Genomic DNA, 19184 nt, shown 5'->3' with positions numbered 1-19184 from the left:
CTCGTGTGACTGCAATGGCATTCGTATCAATTTACTTCAAATAGCGTTGCAGCGTGGCGTTCAGGTGATCGATCGTCAGGGGCTTGGTCAGGTAGACATCGGCCGAGGCGAGTGTCCCGCGGAGTTTGTCAAACCGCGATGTCTTGCCGGTCAACATCACCACTGGGGCCTGGACCCGCATCTTTTTCTTCAGCGTGCGGGAGACCTCGTAGCCGTTGATGCCCGGGAGCATGACGTCGAGGAAGATCAGATCGTAATTGTAGTCGCCCGCCTTGGCCAGGGCCTCTTCGCCGGTTTCGGCAAAGTCGACGGCGTACCCTGCCATTCCGAGCCGCACCTCCATCATCTTGCGGACCGATTCGCTATCGTCCACCACCAGGATGCGCTTGGCCGAGGCCGCCACCGCGGGGGCCGGATTCTCGACGTGATCGGCCACGACCTGCGTGGACATATGGTCACTGATGTCCGTTTCCGGGGCATAGTGATAGACCTCTGCGACCAGATCGTCCAGGGCCTTGAGTATCCGGTTCGCCAGCACCGGCCGCTTGAAAAAGACGTTGACGACCCCGCCGAAAAGGTGTGACGCCTTATCCGTCATGCCCACCCGCACCACCGGGAAACTGGCGCCCGGCAGCGTGCCGCGCAACGCCGTCCAGTCCTGCACGCCGACGGCGATATCCTCGTTGATGATGCAGATATCCGGACGATCATGACCGCGCGACCAGGGGATATAGTGGCAGGTGCGCACCTCGGACAACTGAAAGGCCCGCCCCAGGCTCTTTTCCTCCGTCTCGGAAAAGCCGCAAAGGGCGATAGTGAACTTCTTATGTTCGGTGGCCATGGGGGGATTCCCGCTGTACTTCTTACAACGTCGGATCGTCGATCGCGTGCGGCAAGATCGAGGGGGCGGCGTGTCGGGGGGCGTCAGCCAACAGATCGCCAGCGTTCGCGTCAACGATCGCAGAACATCTATCGATCAATGAGTTAGGTTCCATCCGTTGATGCCGACTGGTGCCTGTTGGTCTTTCACGCATTGTGAACATTAAGATTTTATAATAATCGACGCAGACACAGGACGCAACCTTCCGCGGTCGGTTTTGTGGTCCAGTTCTCGTCCGACCTCAAGCCGCGGCGCCTGGCGCCGGCGCTGGTGTGGACCCGTTGCCCCCATGCGCGCCGCGTCAGCCAAAGGGATCAGGGCGGCTTTCAAACCCGCCCGTAGACGTACATCAGGCTCGGACGTGATGGCCGGGTGTAGGGGCGGGTTTCAAACCCGCCCCTACATCATGCGTCTGTCGAGATATCAGGTACAAAGGCTATCTCTTTGCAGGGAAGGTCCACATCGGCACTCTGTTCACCATGATCGGGGCGCGAGATGTGGCCATGGCGCCCTTGGGGGCCGCGGTGGCGCGGCGGCGCGCGACCAATCGGCAGTCATCAGGATGCCGTGGCCTGGTGCTTGCGGCGCCACAATTCCGCGCAGGGGGTCGGATGATCACGCAACACCGTCGCCTTCTCGCCGCCGATGCCAAAATGGCCTGCCTGCGCATAATCCATCAATTGCCGTTGCCGATGCCAGATGGCCGAGGCGCCGATGCGGCCCTGGGCATCGGCGCGCAGATAGTCCCGCAGCAGGGCGCCGATGAAAGTGCATTCCGGCTGATCGCAATCCCCCCGGCGCAGCGCGACCTCATGCTGTAACTCCCCTTCCGGGGTGAAATAACTGGTGTCGTCCAGCACCGCCGCGGCGAGTGCCAATACCGGGTCAAGCTCGGTATCTTGGGTCAACAGCCGCAGGATATCATCGATATGACTGCGGTCGGCGCGGGGGAACAGGACCCGGCCGCGCCCAAAGTCCTGCATTGTGGGATTGACATCCTGTCCGGTCTCATCTCTGATCGCGAATTTCGCCTGGGCCGTCAGGCCCTCATAGGATGAGGTGGACAGCAAGACACCGCGAACGCGGAAGGTCCAGGGCTCCCCCGCGTAGACCACTTGCTGATTGGATGTCGCCAGTTGCCGCTCTACGACATGGGGCATATACAGGGTGGCGACCATTTTATAATCTGACCAGCCGGCTCCGGCACCGATGGCCAGCCCCTTGGGGTCAACGAAACCGAAGGTCTGGATGCGCCGCTCATAGTCCAGTATCCAGACGATGAAATCTGGATAAAACCAGTCGGAATCGCCCACCCGCAGGCGGAAAGAGTCGTTGCGCTTCTCGATATTGCGTTTTAGCCAGAGATCATGCGCGCCCCATTTGAGCGGCGTGCGTGCCCCCTTGGGATGATTGCCGGCGGGATAGAGCCGTAGGATCAGGTCTCGCACGAAGGCCTCTTCGTTAAGATCCAGCGTCCCCGGCCCGGCATCGACCCGATCGTCCCGCGGCTTGAGAAGCAGTGGCTGATAGACACTGCCGGGGGCGAGCACCTCGATGCCCGCACAATGGGAGTCCACAATCAAGGGCAGATTCCCAATCCCTGGGCAGTCCAAGGCCGTGCCGCCGAACAATTCACGCTGCCCAGGAGCGGGCGGACGTTTAGTCGCCATGGGCGATCTCCTTGAAATATCTATCCGGTATACCACTGGCCGTCAGCGCGGTTAGGGCATAGCGGCTGAGCCGATTCTCTGCCCGCCGATCGGCGGCCTCCAGCAGGCGTTGCACCAGGGTGGTCGCCAAACGGTTGATGCGGGCCAAGTCCGCCGCCGTGCGGACCGCGAACTGCCCCGGCAGCCCCTGGATTTGGTAATGTCCGTCCGCCAGAGCGGCGCCGATCGCGGCCCGATCGAAGGTCAGATTCCATCGGTGCTGCACGCGCCGCCACTCGATCAGGTCGCGCCACACCCCGTCCTGGTCCACCAGGTTCAGCCGCTGACGGAATTCCGCGGTGATGTCCTGACCGAGCGTGCCTTGGCGGGTCTGGACTTGACCATCCGCGAGTCTGGACGTGCTGATGGCGGCCGTCAGTGACACGCTGACCGTGCCGAGTCCCGCCAACCATGCGCCGCCCTGGGCGGCAACCTGGAATTCACCGCGCCCCGGCGTGATGGCCCGCACGGCCTGCAGGATGGGCGGCGTATGCGCCTGCACCGCACACTCGATGCGTTGGCTTTCCGGTGCCCCGTTGTCGATCAGGCCATTGAGAAAGGCATCCAGATAGCGGGACTTCAGCCCATAGACATAGGCGGTCTGCAAAGGCGCTAGGACCGCCGGGGGCCGCTCCAGCCGCTTGCCATCCCCATGGACCCCGGCAAGACGCACGACCCGCCCGAACATCTGGATGATGAGCGAGCCTTCCCCCTGGCCCAGCCGTAACAAGGTGAGCGAGGAGGCGCGGTAGTTGTCCCAGCCCTCGGCGAAACGCCGCGACCCGATCAGACAATTGAGCCCGCTCCCCGGGGTGTCGATGGCAGCGAAGAGTGACCCTGAGAGTGCATCCTCCTCCACCATCAGCCCCACCGCCTCCAGGGCGCGTTTGAGCCCGCCGGCATCCCCGACATTCACCACCCCATAATAATGGGTCTGATCCCCTCGGCGCAGGCCCAACCCCAACTCGCCGGCGGTCGAGCCGATCAGGCGCAATACCGGCTTGTCGCCGGGTTGCCAGCCGAAGCAGTCGCCCAACAGCTGGGCGGCGAGTGCCGGCGGCGCGTAACCCGTTGCGGCGCCACGCACCGTGGGCGGGAGCAGCTCCACGCCGGACTCGGCACTGACCGTCGCGGCCGCCAGCAGCGCAGTCAGCCAGTCGGTTAGATCAGCCGGGGCCGCGAGAATGCCGCAGAGAAACCGCAAAACATCCACCACATCGGAGGTCTGCTCCTTGTCGCCCTCATTCTTGGTGCTGCCGATGACCGAGAGTCCAAGCAGCACCCAGAGCGGCGCGGCCAGCTCCAGCCCCTGCGCCAACGCCGCGCGGCGGCCATCCGCGGACCGAAAGCAGGCAACCTGATGCCAAAAGGCCAGCAGCGCGGCGGTCAGGGTCTGTTGCTGGGCGGCCCGGCCGGCATCCCCATCCGCCTGCACCCGCACATGCCAGAAGTCTTTGCCATAGCGATCACGATGGAAGCGGTCATAGGCATAATCAAAGATCACTGCCTTGGCATAGCGGTCGAAGGCGTGCTCACCCTCTGCCACCTGACCGAAAGTGGCGGAGAACTCGATCAGCAGTCCGCGCCGGGTCGGCTCCGGGGCGTCGATCCCGGCCAAGTCTGCCTGGAGGGCCTTCCACACGCTCGCCTCCGCACGCTGGCCCTTGTGCCCCTCGTCAACGAAGACCAGGTTGCGGCCATCGCTGAAGACATGGGTAGGTACCGTCACCCCGTCGCCGCGCTTCTGCGCGGTCAGCTTATTGATGTCGAGCACAATCACCGTCTCCGGCGGCAACCGCCCCAAGGCGGCGGCCTCGCCGTCCAAAGGATAGGCGAACACATCCCAGGTGCCAAGTCGGCGCAGCCGCTCCGCGTGTTGGCGGGTCAGGGCCTCCGATGGCGTCACCACGAGCATCCGGCCCCAGGGCCGGCGGCGCTCCAGCAGGGCCAGACAGGCATGCAGCAGGTGGGTCTTGCCGGCCGCCGTGGCCATCCAGAAGGCCGCCAGTTGCAGATCGCCCGGAGTGAAGGCCGGTACCGATTCGCCCTTGGGTGGATGAGCCGCCAGCCACGCATTCAGCCGGGCGCGCAACGCCTCCTGATCGTCCAACTGGGCGTCGACCCAGCACGCGAACAGCATCAGCGCCAGATATTGGGCATAGCGGGGCGCAAACTGCACCAGGCTACAGGCCTGGCTGACCTGACTATCCAGGCGCGTGAGCGTAGCCCCGTCCGCGTGGGACAGTGAGGCCAGTGCCTCCAGATAGCGGCCTTGCGCCAGTCCGGGCGCGGCGCCGCAGGTCTCCTCGACCGTTCGCAATTGGGCCATCGCCGCGGGGAGCCGCAAGCCGATTTCGCCGGCCAAGGCATCGCGCAGGACCAAGGCCGCCTTGAGACGGGCGTGGCCGGAGCGCTTAATGGGAGCTTTACTCATAATCATCATTCCGGCCACCAACGCTTGCGGCAACCCGTCGCGGCCGGGGGGCCGCTCCTACGGGCGGCGTGGGTTTGATCATCGTTCCGGCCATCCGCGACCCGTCCGCAAACGGAGGTCGAGGCTTTAGCCGGTGGCGGCTCCCGACATATCCAAAAAAAATCAGTGATGCCTGCACGCCGGACCGGCTAAAGCCTCGACCTCCTGTGGCCGGAACGACGATCGAGGCCGGCGGCGTAGGAGCGGCCCCCCGGCCGCGACGAATGCCATGATGAAGGTCCCCGGCGCACCGCCCCTGATACCGCAGCATGACACAAGTCATCGGCCTCAGGGGCGGGGGCATAGCGCCCCGGCGCCTTAGGGCGCGCAAGTAATCTCGAGGGTATCGCTGAATTGCCCGATCTCCTGATCATGAATCACATAAATTGCTGTGTAGCGCCGCAATTCGGCCTTGCCGGGCTGGAGTAGGGGGCGGGTGTCAATGAAGGGCGAATGGTTGGCGCGGCCGACCGGGACCCAGCCGTTTTCCCCTTCGCGCTGGCAGTAGACATTCACACCGGCGGTCGGGCCCTTGACGAAGCGTAGCTCCAACTTCTCACCAGTCCGGTCGGTGCCGCTCAGACTGGGTTTGGCCGTGGCGGGGTCGAAGCGCGCCTGATGGCCGACGATCCCGAGCTCCTTTCCCTCGCCCTCGGTATATCCCGGGCGCGCCTTGATCGTCCGTGCAATTTCGCGGCCTAAGGCAATCAAGGCATCCTCGGTCTGATCCTTGTCGGCGGTGACCCGCTTGGCGGTCGCGGTGATATCGGCGACGGCGGCGCTGCGGGCACGAAAATCCGCATTCAGCGCCCCCAGGGCGGCGATCTTCTCGACACTCACGCCATGGCCAGCCGGATCGGCGGTCAGTTTGCCATGCAACCTTTCTCCCCAAACCAGTACATTATGATCCCCAGAGGGGACGAAATCTGAGCCAGACATGTTGGTTACCTCCTCTAAGTGACTGCGGCTGAATGCCCGATCGCCTCCCGTCAAGTATCGGCGAGCGTGCGCGGACTCTCGCGTGGTCATTCCTGGACTCTCGATAGACTCCCGTGGACCCTCAATGGATTCCCGTGGACCCGCGATGGACTCCCGTGGACCTGCGATGGGCTCCCGTGGACCCGCGATGGGCTCCCGCGGACCCTCGATTGACTCCCGCGGACGGCCGCCGGACTCCCGGCGGCTTCGCAATCTATCGGTACCTCATAATCTATTGATTTATATTATTTTTTCAGTATCCCGTCAGCCGTCCGCGGACTCCCGGTGAGACTCCGCGGGAGTCCGGCGAGACTCCGCTCCCGCCCGGCAGCACTCCGCAGCCAGCCGGGGAGTCTTCGCGGACGCCCTCTCGGGTTGATTAGCCACCCGGCGCGATACCGCGGGCCGCCCGAAGGGCTTCGCCAATTTCACCGACCAGCACTCGCAAAGTCCTTCTTGGCCCCTTGGGTGGCTGCGTCAGACTAAGCATAGTCCATTTTCGCAAATTGCAAGGCGAAAATGGCCTCGATCGCCTCCAGTCGCTCGCCACCCGCGAAGCCGAGGGTGGCCGGGTCATTGGTGTAGACCCGATCCGCCGGGTGCTGTACCAGTTTGGCGGCTACCCAGTCGGGCGACCCCGGGTCGTCACACTCGCGGAAGAAGATGCCCGCCGTCTGCCCGCGCCGGTTGCGGCCTAACAGGACCACGCCCAAGGGTTCGCGATACAGCCGCTCAATGTCCAGGCCCAAGAGATAGACCAGGCTTTCCATGAGGTCAACCGCGCAGGGCCTGGCCTCGCCGCCGCCGTCCGCACGCCGCAACTGGTAGCCGAGCGGCGAGCCGAAGCGCTTCACCGAGCAATACAGGCGCCGCGTGGCGCGATCCAGGCGGTAGCGCAGTGCGAGTGCCGGGTCGTCGAAGGGGAGGTCGGCACTATCGCCCGCGTCCGGTTCGGTGTCCAGACTCTCCAGGCAGTCGTCATATTGTTCCAGCCGTTGAACACGCAGGAAAAGCCCAGGTCCCTCGCGGGACTCGATCTTTTTCAAGTCAGGTGCAACGGATGCTCGCTTTAGTCGGGGGATCAGCAATGTCTCAAAATATTGATTGCATTCGACCAGCAGGAAACGGCGTCCAGCCTTGTCCTCGTGATTCTGGCCAATGACGGCATGACCGGTGGTCCCGGAGCCCGCGAAATAGTCAACGACCCACTGGTCGTCGGCTTCCGTGTCCGTTGCAAGCCGCAGCATTTGTCGGATTAGCCCGGTAGGCTTCGGGGTGTTGAATACGGATTCATCAGCTGATAGGTTGGTATAAGCCAATAATTCTTTCTTTGCATCTTGAGTGTGACCGACCTGGGTATATGGCCAGATGGTCTTTGGTATGCTTCCTTGCTTGACTTCAGATAAAAACCTCTTAATGGCAGGGGCATTATTCCCATCCAAACCCCACCAAATTCTTTTGTCACGATCAAGTTCATCGAACTTTAGTTTTGATACTCTCCAGTATGTCCCCGGTGGTGGGCCTGAAATAATTCTGCCGGAGGGGCAGTTAATCGAATAAATACCTTCGCTATATGGATTACGGGCCGAAAGATCCCCCGGCTTCCAGTCCCCACGTGCATCAACGTCAGGATTGCTATAGCGCGCTTCCATAGCCTCGGTGCGGGGCAATAGATATGGGGACCAATGCCCGGCATCGCGAGCGTAGACAAAAATATGGTCATGATCTTCAGAAAAATGGCGGGCTGTATTCTTCGGGGAGTAATTCTTTTGCCAGATAACGTTCGCAACGAAATTCCCCCCCCCAGGTTGCGGTTTCCGAGTTGCCGAAAGGCGGAATGTTCTCGATCATCCAGAGAAACAAATAGGGCAGCGTCTGCTGACATCAATGACTGGCTGGCCTCCAATCGGTTGTCGATCATCGTCATCCAACTGGCGTGTTGATAGGCATCCTTGTAGGGAAAACCATCCCCACCGGTATTATACGGGGGATCGATATAGATGCACTTGACCCGCTCCCGGTATTTGTCCCGGAGTAGATTCAAGGCCTGCCAGTTGTCGGAATGAATGGCGACACCATCCACCGCCTGATCCAGGGGGATCGCGGCGGTCACCGCTTCCAGTAACGACCACTTGAAGTCCTCAGGAAAATGGCCGGTATCGACCGGCAGGGGCAGATAGCGGGTGGTGGTCGCGGTCAGCAGGTCGCCCGGGATGGTGCGCCGACAGGCATCCGCGTCCGGATAGTCGCCGAGCCCGAGTGCGCGCCACTCCGCGGCCTGGGCCGCGACGATGGCATCGATCTGCCCCGCGAGCCAGTCCGGTGCATGACGCTCCAGCCGGTCCAGGGTGATGATATAGCGCGTCTCCAATACCAGTTTTTTCTTCTCCCAGAGTGCTTTCTGAAAATTCTCCAGGGTGGCAAGAAAGGCGATGATCTGGCCGCCGACCGTGCGGACGATCCGTGCGACCTTCATGGCCCGGCGCGGCAGGCTGGCGGTGGCGCCATCGGTCAGCAATTGATCCAGGTCCAGGACCTCGGTCTTGATGAAGATGTCCAGGTCGTCGGCCAAGGCCTCGCCCAGGCGCTTATGGATGAAAAAGTCGCTCTGGTTGCGAGCGATGAACCGGTTGAGCCAGCGGCGGATCTCGGTACTGGTGGTGACCCCGCCGCCGGCGCCGGCCTTGAGGATGGCCGCGACGATCTCCTCCTTGTGCTTCTCGCTCTGGGCGCCCTTGCGATAGTCGAGCCCGACGCGGATCACGCCATCCTGTACCGTGACGGCGGTCAGTTCATAGTGCGCCTTGTCGCTGGGTTTGAGTGCCGCGCGGGTGGCCTGCAACCCGGATGGCTCCACCGTGAAGCAGAGGCGTCGCCCGTTGCCAAGGCGCAGCGGGAAGTCGCTGAAGCTGTCGCCGGACTTGACGTAATACATGGCCTCCGTGGCCCAATGGAATTCGGTGTCCTCACCGGTGGAGCGCAGATAGCGGGCGCCGCCCTTGCCGTAACGGCGCTCCACGATGAAATCGCCCTCCTGATAATGGCGGGAGAAGAACTGATAGAGCCGGTTCAACACCTCGGCGTGATCGGTCTCGCCGCTGCGTTGGGCCGCGTGCGCCTGCGCCAGTTCGCGATATTCACTCACCTTGGCCTTGACCGCCGGGATCAGGGCCATCTGGTCAAGGGCGGCCTCGCGCTGGACCGCGGTCATGCCGGGTATCAGCCCCAGATCTTGTCCCAGCCCCTGGAGCCGGTCCGCGGTCTGGGCCTCGGCCTCGTGTTCGGCGGTCGCAAAGGCCTGGTCCAGCAGTTCAGACAGATGCCCGCCACAGAGGGTGGGGCCGTCCGGCCCGGGAGCGAACTCGCCGAGAAAGGCCCGCACCTCGCGATTGTGGCGGCGGATGACCCGATAGAGGCCGAAGTCGAGCGACTGCGCCTCGTCGAGTTGGAACAGTTCCGCCATCAGGCCGACAAAGCGGGTCTCCGCCTGGGTTCGGCGCGTTGGCAAGGTGGGAATTCCGTGGGCTTGGCTCACCGGGGTGTCCTATAGGGAAAAGCGGGGGCGTATCTTGCCTGATATTTGCGGAGGAACGCGATTTCAGGACGTTTCCGGCGGACTGCCCGACAAGTGTGCCTCCGCTGGCGCGCGCGGGCGCCGTGGCGGCCCGGGCCGCCACAGGACCGGCCGGGAAAAGCCGTCCCAGCCCCAGTTCAGCCAGTGCAAGAGGCGCAGCGCCAGCCACAGTGCCCAGGCGAGCATGAGTGCGCGGTAGACCCACATCGGCGCCGTGATCACCCAGATCGGGGGGAGGGGGCCGGCGGTGCGGTCCTGGTACCAGTTGAGCAGCCCGTCACCGGAGCCATTGCCCATGATCTGCATGGCCGGTGCCCCCAGCAGGCCCTGGGAGACGGCGCCCACCAGACCGACGCCGGCGGCCAGGGTCAATACCACCAAGGTCACCTGGATCAGGTTATAGCGGCGCCTGGGGGTCGCGGCGTCGAGGCGATGGCGGCCACCGAGCGCCAGCAGCCAGCCGGTCACCAGCACCAGCACCCAGATCTCCGAAAGGCTCAGGCCGATGCCGAGCAACAGCCAGTCGTGGGCCTTCAGCGGCGTCAGACGCAACCGCCCCAGTGCCAGGGCGAGCCCGGCCAGGACCAGCAGCACGTCCCAGAAGAGGACCACCGGGCCGATCCGCGGGCCGCCCGTGAAGAGTACCCAGCGCTCTTGCGGCAGCTTCAGTACCAGGGTCAGATTGACCGCCGGACTACCCAGGTCCGGTAGTGCGGGGCTGATCCGCCAACCGGTCACCGCGGGTGCCCGCCACTGGATCAGGACCGACTGGGGTCTCGGCGCGAGCGGGATTTCCAGCACCGCCCCGGCCTTGGGCAGCGGCAGGTCCTGCCCGTCGACCTGCAGGCGCGTGGCCTCGGCCCCCGCCGGCAGACGGACGGGATGCAGTCCCCCCTGGCTGCCGCGTAAGGCCAGGCGCAGTTCGGCGTCGCTCGCCCGGCGTCCCAGGGTGATCCGCACGGCCACCTGGTCGATGGTCAGGGTCTGGCCCGGCTCCGCCGCAGGTCGGGTCAGGGTCAGGGCCAGGGTCTCACCCGGCAGGGGGCGCCAGGTGGGCTGCCAACGGTCGGCGGGCGTGACCTGGGCAATGGGCGCCGGGCCGGCCCAGTCCAGGTGCCAGCGCGGGCTCACGGCCAGTGACCAGGATTCGGTGAGCTGTGGGTCGGCCGCCGCCGTCAGTTGCAGGGTCGGTGTGGGCTCCAGCGTCGAGGCCCAGGCCGACTCGGTCTCGCCGGGGGCCAGGTTGATCAGTACCCGTCCCTCTTGGACGCGCAGCCCCGGGGTCTGCACCGACTCGCGCGGCAGCAGCGGCACCGCCGCCGATACCGCGAATTCCGCCGGGGACAGGCGCAGGACCCGCGTCGCGAGGCGCCAGTCGAGCCCGATCCGCAGCTCCCGCTCGATGCGCAAGAGGGCGGGCAGGGCGCCTTGGCTCAGCGGGATACTACCTACCGCTTCACCGGTCGCGACGCGCACCAGGCGGATTTGGGGGCCCGGCAGGCCGGCCGCGTCCAGCCCTTCCAGTGTCCAGCCATCCAGGCTGGCCTGGAGCTGACGTGGGCGCAGCGGGAAGGGGATGTCCACCTGGGTACGGTTCGGCAGGGGGCCGGCCAGTGTCAGGCGGTGGCGCCCGGCGGGCAGCGGGATCAGCAACCAGTCGTTAGGATCGCGGCGCAGTTCGTCCAGGGGGCCGCCGTCCAGGTCGAGTTCGGTCGGCATCCAGCCGCCGGGGGTACCGGGCAAGGCCGCGGCCACCGCGGCGGCGGCGTCCAGGGTCAGGACCAGGCGCAACGCCTGCGGCTGCGCCGTCAAGGACACACTGGCCAGGTCGACGCAGTCCGGCAGGCAGTCCGGCGGTGCGAGGAGGCGCGTGCGCAGTTCATCCAGCAGCTCGGCGCTGGGTAGCTCCCCGGCCTGGGTTGGGGCTGGACTGGGGCCGAGCAGACCGGCGGCGCCCAGCGCGGCAGCCAGCAACAGGCCCAGCGGGCCGGGCCGGTGCAGGGTGGATGCTGCCGCCGGTTGGTCGACCGGTTCCGACGCGGGCGGTGCCTCGCCCGGCGGCCGGGGTCGGCCGATCAGGTCCGCCATCCGCAGCCCCAGGATGACCGTGAGCAGAGCGCCCAGCAGCGACCACAGCAGGTTCCAGCGGGGGCTCAGCAACCACAGTCGGGCGCCCTCGGTGGGGTCGACCGAGCCGCTCCAACTCAGCTCGAAGCGGTTCCATTGCCAGTCAGGAAGCCCCGCTCCGCTCTGCAACACGGCGTCCGGGTCCGGCCGCTCCGACGCGACGCTGGCCGGTAGCGGCGGGGCGGCCGGTCGCGCAAACGACTTGCGCGCCCGCGCCGCGCCAGGTGCCGAGTCGTCGCTCGTCGCGGTCTCCGGCATGGGTTCACCGCCGGGTGGGGCCTCGAACTGGCGCTGGGCCTGGGCCTGGCTGAGTGCCGGCGCCGGATGCGCCGGCTGACTGAGCGTCGTGGTATTGGTCCCCAGGCCGACCTCGGGGCGCTCCAAATGGGGGTAGAGCCCGGTGCGGACCTGCCCCGCCACGAACGGCAGCCCGATCAGGACCAGCGTGAGCAGCGCCAGGTGCCGATACCACCGCAGCAGCGCGCGTACCCATACTAGGGCGAGGGGTTGTTCCGGCACCAGCCGCAGCAGCGCGGCGGCGACCAGCAGGTTGACCCACACCAGTCGCGGGGCCGCCGGGACCTGCCAGGTCAGCAGCAGGGCAGCCCCCGCGAGCAGGCCCCAGGGTGCGCCCCACAGCCGCCCGACCCCGAAGGCCAGGATCAGCACCAGAAAGAGGTCGAGCAGGGTCCAGCGCCCGAGCCAACTGTCGGGTCGATTGTCGGTTCCCGCCGCCGCCAGCAGGTCCCAGCCCGGGGGCAGATACAGGTGTGCGCGGCTGCTGTCGAACTTGAGCCCCCAACCGGCGGCGGGGATGGGCCGGGGGTTGTCGTGCGGCTCCCCTTCGATGCGACTGTCGGCCACCAAGTCGAGCCGGCCACGACGCACCTCCACGCCGGGTGGGTCGGCCTCGTGCAGGCGGGTGATGAGGCGCGGCTCGCCATCGACCTGGACCCGTCCCAGGCTCAGGGGCGCCATGGCGGTGAGTCGCCAACTGCGGGTGAGCTGGCCGGTGATGCGGTCGCGGACGCTGAAGGTGTCGCCGTCCAGATCGAGCCACAGGTCACGCTCCAGGGTGAGACGATCCGGGCCCGGGTCCGGGTTGCCGCGGCGCCGTTCACTCAGGGTCAGCGTCTCCCCGGATGACAGCCGATAGGCGGGCAGCGCGACCCACTCCGCCGGGACGCCCGCCTGGCGCGGGTCCACCGTCGCCGGTCCGCTCAGTTCGACCTGGCGCAGGTCGGGGCGGGCGGCGAAGGACCAGACCTCCTGCGCCGGCCAGGGTGCGGGCGCGTCGGTGCGCTTCAGGGCGCCGACGGCCCCACCGACCTGGGCGCCCACGCTGAGCACCCAGTGGCCGGGGCGCACCTGCACGCGCAGCGCCCCGTCGGCGTCCAGCCGGGCGGGCAGGGGGCTTTCAAGGCGCAACCCGGTGGTCCCCGGCAGCAGCATCGGGCCGATCAGGACCTGGCGTGCGCCCCCGGCCACGTCCAGCTCCAGCCGGGTCGTCACCTGGAGCGGCAGGTCGTCGTCGATCCGGCGGTACACTTGGAGGGCGAGGCGGTCGCCCTCCAGCGCGTTGGTCGCGGCCGGGTCGCCGAGCCACAGGCGTCCGCCCCGGTCCAGGCGCGGAAAGGGTACCGCGGCGCCGTCCAGCAACAGTGTCAGCAGCCCGGTCTGCGCCGGCAGGGTCAACCCATCGGGGGTACTTGACCACTGAAAACGCCCGGTCAAGCGGTGCGCGCCGGCGGCCAATTTCACCGCCGGCGCCCCGTCATGCAGCACCACCGGGACTGGTGCGTCGGCGTCGCGCACCTCCTGTGGCCAGTGTTCGGGGTCACCCGGTAGCCCCGCCCAGGTCGCGGCGGCGAGCTCCCAATGCTGGGTGAAGGTTCCTCCCCGCGGGGTGAGATCCAGTGCCAGTCGGCCCGGCCAGGCGCAGAGGCGGGTCTGGTCGTCCGCGGACCCGGCCCGCACCGGGCAGGAGCGCTCGTCCTGCGGATGCAGCACCCAGGGCACCCATGACGACAGCTCCGGGGGGATGGCGGGCGTGGCTACGGCGACCGGGCCGGCGAGCAAGGCACACAGGATGAAGAGGGAGGAGAGGCGCGGGCGCATGATCGGGTTCACCGTGGGCTGCGGTGTCCATAGTGTAGCGCGTGGCCAAGCGCCGCGACTCGAGTTCGAGATTCTCACCGCCAGCTGGAAATTGTCCGTTTATGCTCAGGCCGCTCCGCCCCCGCCCCACAGCACCGCGGCGCAGGCGTCGGCCTCGACCGGGCGGCTGAGCAGAAAGCCCTGGAAGCTGTCGCATCCCTGGCGATCCAGGAAGTCCAGTTGGGCCTGGGTCTCGACACCTTCGGCCACGACCTCGAGGCGCAGGTTGTGGGCCATGGCGATGATGGCCGCGGCGATTTCCATGTCGTTGGGATCGGCTGGGATATCGTGCACGAAGCTGCGGTCGATCTTCAGTTCGTCCACCGGAAAACGCTTGAGATAGGCGAGCGACGAGTACCCGGTACCGAAGTCATCAATGGATAGCCTGATGCCTAACGCTTTGAGCGACTGCAACAGGTCCCGCGCCTCCTCGCCGCGACCCATGACGGTGCTCTCGGTCAGTTCCAGCCGCAGCTGAGCGGGCGGCAGATCCGTCTCGGCAAGTATCGCGCGGATACGCCCGGCCAGACCCGGTTGCTGAAATTGGCGGCCGGACAGGTTGACCGCCATGGTGAGCGGCGGCCGGCCGGCCGCATTCCAGGCACGCGCCTGGGCGCAGGCGGTGCGCAACACCCAGTCGCCCAGGGGGACGATCAGGCCGGTCTCTTCAGCGACTGGGATGAAGCGGTCCGGCGGGATCAATCCGCGCAGCGGGTCGCGCCAGCGCACCAAGGCCTCGACACCCGTCGGCGCCCCGCCGCGTACCGCGAATTGGGGCTGGTAATAGAGCCTGAAATCGCCGTTCGCCAGCGCCCGCCACAGGCTCGCCTCCAGGTCGAGCCGCTCACCCGCCGCCGCGGTCAGGGCGGGGGTGTAGAACTGGAAGGTGTTGCGGCCCTCGTCCTTCGCCTTGAACATGGCCACATCCGCGTGCTGGATGAGCGCGGTCACTCCATCGGCGTCCGCGGGGAAGAGGCTGATGCCGATGCTCGCGCCCACATAGACCTCCTGTCCGCTCGCCAGTATGAATGGCCGCTCCAGCAGGCCGCGGATCTGCTGGGCGACCGTGGCCGCCTGTTCGGGGTGGGGCAGGTCCTCCAGGATGATCAGAAATTCGTCGCCGCCCAGACGGGCCAGGGTCTCGTCCGGGCGCAGACCGCCGCGCAGGCGCCGCGCCAGGGCGGCGAGCAACTCATCGCCTGCCGGGTGGCCCAGACTATCGTTAAGGGTCTTGAAACGATCGAGATCCATGGACAGGACCGCGATGCACCGACCCTGCCGGCGCGCCCGCTCGATGGCATGCTCCAGCCGCGACTGCACGAGCAGCCGGTTGGGCAGATCGGTGAGTGGGTCGAAGTGGGCCAGGTGCTCGAGGCGTTCCTCGAAGCGTTTGAGTTGGCTCAAGTCCGCGCTGACCCCGACATAGTGACTGGGGTGGCCCTGCTCGTCAGATACCGTGCTGATGCTCAGCAGTTGGGGATAGGTCTCACCGTTTTGGCGGCGGTTCCAGAGTTCGCCTTGCCAGTGGCCGGTGGCATGCACGCTTGCCCACATGGCCTGGTAGAAGCCCAGGTCGTGGCGGCCGGATTGGAGCATCCGGGGATTCTCACCCAGCAGCTGTGCCTCGCTGTAGCCGGTGATCTCGGTGAAGGCGCGATTGACGGCGAGGATGCGGGCGGTGAGGTCGGTGATCACGACGCCCTCGCGGGTGCTGGCGAAGACCGTCGCCGCCTGGCGGCGTGCCGCGTCGGCGCGCGCGCGCACAACCGCGAGCCCGGTCAGGCGGGCGAACTCCTCGGTCAACTCCACGACCCCGGAGTCGCGGGGGGCGCCGGCCTCACTGAAGAGCGCGACGACCCCCAGGAACTGCCCGCCGTCGTCCTTGAAAGGGAGGCAGCCGCCAGCGTGCAGTCCGGCGCGCTCGGCCAGTTCGCGCAGGGCGGTACTCCAGCGGTGGCAGACCGACTCCGCCGCGCCCCCCGCCGCGCGCGGGGCGGCGGCGTCCGCGTCGAATGCCACCACGCCAGCGAGCGAATCTACGGTGCCGTTGAAGGACTCGGGCAGGCGCGGCGCCGCGCCGGTCGCGAGCCGTCCGGTGCGGGGGTCGCGCACCAGGATGGAGACTCGCAGTTCCGGGCGGATGGACTCCAGGCTGGTCGCGATCTGTGTGAGGATCGCCGTCAGCGGCTCACTGCCCGTCAGGCGGTCGAGCACGGCCAGCCGCGCCTCGCGCAAGAGGGCGGCTTGGCGCAACTGGGCCCGCTCATACGTTAGCTCGGCTAAGTGCTGGACCTTTTCCAGGGTAGCCGGCAGGGCGTGGAGATAACCCTCGTGTTTGCTCAGATAGTCGTCCACGCCCAGATGCATGGCGCCCGCCGCCAGGTCTTCGCTCCCGTGTCCGGAGATCAGGACGATGGGGATACTGAGATTACGCTCCTGGCGCAACACCTTGGCCACGGCCAGTGCGTCCAGTTCGGGTTGCCGATAGTCCAGCAGCACTACATCGAAGGCCGCAGGCCGGTCCGGACCCGCGGGCAGGAGCTGCAGCACCGCCGCGGCGTCCTGGACCACGGTGAGTCGAATGTGTGGGGCGTGACGGGTCAGATGAGACTGCGTGCGCTGCGCGTCGACGCCGCTGCATTCGGCGTAGAGCACTCGCAGGGTGCGCGATTGGCGGGAGCTGGCCTCCAGAAAACGCTGGTGCGCCCCGTGGATGATGGCCGGGAGGTGTTCCAGGGCCGTTGCACCCTTGCTCAGGTAATCATCGGCCCCGGCCTTGAGGGCCGCGACGGCCGATTCCTGGTCGCCGCCTCCGGTGAGCATCACCACCGCCAGGGGCAACCGATGCTCGCGGATGCGCACCAGGAGCTCCAGTCCGTTGCCGTCAGGGAGCCGCAAATCCAGCAGTGCGAGGTCATAGGTTGGGCGGTTGGGCCGGTCAGGGGCCAAGCGCTCCCAGGCGGCCGCCAGCGTACCGACAGAGTCCAGCGCCAGTCCCGGGGTCAAGCGGGCGAGGGCGCGTCGGGTCATGTCCGCGTCGGTAGGATTATCTTCGACGTGTAGGACGCGCATCAGAATCCTTGAGGAGAGAAAAGGCCCGGAGCCGATTGCCCGTCGTGGTCGCGCGCCCCCTCATCGGCGGTGCGCGACCGGCGCTCCGACCGATGCAAGTCGGCACCCGGTGTCTGCGGTCCGGGCGCTGGTGGGCACTCCAGTTTAGTTGCGCAACACCTTGACGATGTCGTGGCGGGTGACGATACCCGCAGTCGCGCCGCTGTCGTCGACCACCACCAGTCGGCGGGTCTGCGCCTCTTCCATGCGCCTGATCGCGGTGGGTAGCGACTCGGCGGCGGAGACCGTGTGCACCGGGTGGCTCATGACCCTGCTCAGTGTGGTCGTGACGAAATCGATCCCCTCGTCACCGAGTCGCACCAGATCGCGTTCCGTGAGCATGCCCACCGGGTGGTCGTGTCGTTCCACCACCACGCAGCCCAAGTGCTGGTCGGCCATGAGCCGCACCGCGTCCCGGATCAGCGCGTCCTCAGGCAGGCCGACCGCCCCGTTGGTCATGACCGCGCCCACATCCTTGGCAGCCAGGAGGTCGGCCGTCGCAAGGTGGCTGATGAAATCGGCCTCGCTGATGATTCCGGCCAACCGGCCCGCCTGGTCGGTGACGATGAGGTGACGCACACCATGGCGGTTGACCAGTTGAAAGGCCTCGTGAACGCCCATGTCGATTGGGGCGGTGATGGGGGGGCTGCGCATGGCCTCGCTGACCGGCACCACCTCGGCATCCCGATGGTAGGAGGCGAAGCGCACCGCGTTGCGCTCGGTGAAGATGCCCACCGGGCGGTCGGCGTCCACCACCACTAGCGCGCTGATCCGTTGCCCGCGCATCAGGGTCAGTGCCCAGTGGACCGAATAGTCCGCGGGGACGGTGGCGACCTGGGCCGTCATGATGTCGGCCAAGGTCATGCGCGAGTCCGCCGGATCGGCGGGGGGGGGCAGCGGCGGCATGAGCGGGGGGACCGCCGCACCGAACTCCTGCGCAGAAGCTATCACGTTGATGTACTCCCAAATCTATTTTCATTCTAGAGCGCCAGCTTACCAGTCCAAGATAGCCGCGGTCGGCAGGTCCGTCAAGCGAGCGGCGCGCACTCGCCAGCGATGCTCAGCGATTTCGGGTTATGCTTAACAGATTGGACCACGGCGGGCGCGCCGAACGGCGCGCCACCTGTGCCCGTGGGCCGCGGATCGAACCGGAGTTAGCCTTGGACATTGCAGAACTACTTGCCTTCAGCGTCAAGAACAAAGCCTCCGACCTGCACCTGTCCGCCGGACTGCCGCCGATGATCCGGGTGGACGGGGACATGCGTCGCATCAATGTTCCCGCCCTGGAGCACCGCACCGTACACTCGCTTGTCTACGACATCATGAACGACAAGCAGCGCAAAGACTACGAGGAGTTCCTGGAAACCGACTTTTCGTTCGAGATCCCCGGCGTGGCGCGCTTTCGCGTCAACGCCTTCAACCAAAAACGGGGTGCGTCGGCGGTGTTCCGTACCATCCCGTCCAAGGTGCTGAGCCTGGAGGACCTGAAGGCCCCGGCGATCTTTAAGGATCTCATCAATGTTCCGCGCGGCATGGTACTGGTTACCGGGCCCACCGGCTCCGGCAAGTCCACAACCCTGGCGGCGATGGTGGACCATTTAAATGACACTGAGTATGGGCACATCCTGACGATCGAGGACCCGATCGAGTTCGTGCATAACAGCAAACGGTGTTTGATCAATCAGCGTGAGGTGCATAAGGACACCCTGGGCTTCAGCGAGGCCCTGCGCTCAGCGCTGCGCGAGGACCCGGACATCATCATGGTGGGTGAGATGCGTGATCTGGAGACCATCCGGCTCGCCATGACGGCCGCCGAGACCGGTCATCTGGTCTTCGGTACCCTGCACACGACCTCTGCGGCGAAGACCGTCGACCGTATCATCGATGTCTTCCCTGCTGCTGAGAAGGAAATGATCCGCTCTATGCTCTCTGAGTCCCTGCGCGCGGTGGTGGCCCAGACTTTGCTTAAGAAGGTTGGCGGTGGCCGCATCGCCGCCCACGAGATCATGATCGGTACCCCCGCGATCCGCAACCTGATCCGTGAGGCGAAGATCGCGCAGATGTACTCCTCCATCCAGACCGGTCAGGCCCATGGCATGCAGACGCTGGATCAGAACCTTAGAGAACTGGTGAACAAGGGCCTGATCACCCGCGCGGATGCCCGCAGCAAGGCCC

At 66.2% G+C, this 19184-nt stretch carries 8 protein-coding genes and 1 pseudogene; 1 reads left to right on the top strand and 8 read right to left on the bottom strand.

Annotated elements, in window-relative coordinates; translation table 11 throughout:
• Window positions 1-31 precede the first annotated feature (31 nt).
• From QZY44_RS05015 to QZY44_RS04980, 8 genes and pseudogenes are all read right to left on the bottom strand, one after another.
• Window positions 32-841, bottom strand: coding sequence for a response regulator (locus tag QZY44_RS05015; RefSeq protein WP_295443099.1), 810 nt, complete (start codon window positions 839-841; stop codon window positions 32-34).
• Between the two features lie 596 nt (window positions 842-1437).
• Entirely contained in the window at window positions 1438-2550 is a 1113-nt protein-coding gene (locus QZY44_RS05010; protein ID WP_295443096.1) for a hypothetical protein, read from the bottom strand.
• Window positions 2540-5023, bottom strand: coding sequence for a DEAD/DEAH box helicase family protein (locus QZY44_RS05005; RefSeq protein ID WP_295443092.1), 2484 nt, complete (start codon window positions 5021-5023; stop codon window positions 2540-2542). Before QZY44_RS05005 ends, QZY44_RS05010 begins: the two co-directional genes overlap by 11 nt.
• Window positions 5024-5380: 357 nt before the next feature.
• Window positions 5381-5941, bottom strand: a complete 561-nt coding sequence (locus QZY44_RS05000) for a hypothetical protein (protein ID WP_295443090.1) — start codon at window positions 5939-5941, stop codon at window positions 5381-5383.
• Window positions 5942-6522: 581 nt separating this feature from the next.
• Window positions 6523-8516, bottom strand: a pseudogene (locus tag QZY44_RS04995) (site-specific DNA-methyltransferase).
• 1122 nt (window positions 8517-9638) lie between these two features.
• On the bottom strand, window positions 9639-13859 hold the full coding sequence (locus QZY44_RS04990) for a hypothetical protein (protein ID WP_295443087.1): 4221 nt from the start codon (window positions 13857-13859) through the stop codon (window positions 9639-9641).
• Between the two features lie 105 nt (window positions 13860-13964).
• Window positions 13965-16970: an EAL domain-containing protein gene (locus QZY44_RS04985; protein WP_295443084.1), complete on the bottom strand. Its 3006-nt coding sequence runs from the start codon at window positions 16968-16970 to the stop codon at window positions 13965-13967.
• Window positions 16971-17114: 144 nt separating this feature from the next.
• Entirely contained in the window at window positions 17115-17960 is an 846-nt protein-coding gene (locus QZY44_RS04980; protein WP_295443081.1) for a CBS domain-containing protein, read from the bottom strand.
• Window positions 17961-18169: 209 nt separating this feature from the next.
• Between QZY44_RS04980 and QZY44_RS04975 the strand changes: the two genes are divergently transcribed.
• Window positions 18170-19184 (top strand): type IV pilus twitching motility protein PilT (locus tag QZY44_RS04975; RefSeq protein WP_295443077.1); only part of this gene is annotated, 1015 nt, incomplete at its 3' end.

The organism is uncultured Thiodictyon sp. (assembly GCA_903837595.1).
In the GTDB taxonomy this organism is placed as follows: domain Bacteria; phylum Pseudomonadota; class Gammaproteobacteria; order Chromatiales; family Chromatiaceae; genus Thiodictyon.
Note: the sequence above shows the minus strand (reverse complement) of the source record. Positions and strands in the feature narration are given on the sequence as shown.

Coding starts and splice junctions, on each gene's coding strand:
- QZY44_RS05015 (WP_295443099.1), bottom strand. CDS start 841: ATGGCCACCGAACATAAGAAGTTCACTATCGCCCTTTGCGGCTTTTCC.
- QZY44_RS05010 (WP_295443096.1), bottom strand. CDS start 2,550: ATGGCGACTAAACGTCCGCCCGCTCCTGGGCAGCGTGAATTGTTCGGC.
- QZY44_RS05005 (WP_295443092.1), bottom strand. CDS start 5,023: ATGAGTAAAGCTCCCATTAAGCGCTCCGGCCACGCCCGTCTCAAGGCG.
- QZY44_RS04990 (WP_295443087.1), bottom strand. CDS start 13,859: ATGCGCCCGCGCCTCTCCTCCCTCTTCATCCTGTGTGCCTTGCTCGCC.
- QZY44_RS04985 (WP_295443084.1), bottom strand. CDS start 16,970: ATGCGCGTCCTACACGTCGAAGATAATCCTACCGACGCGGACATGACC.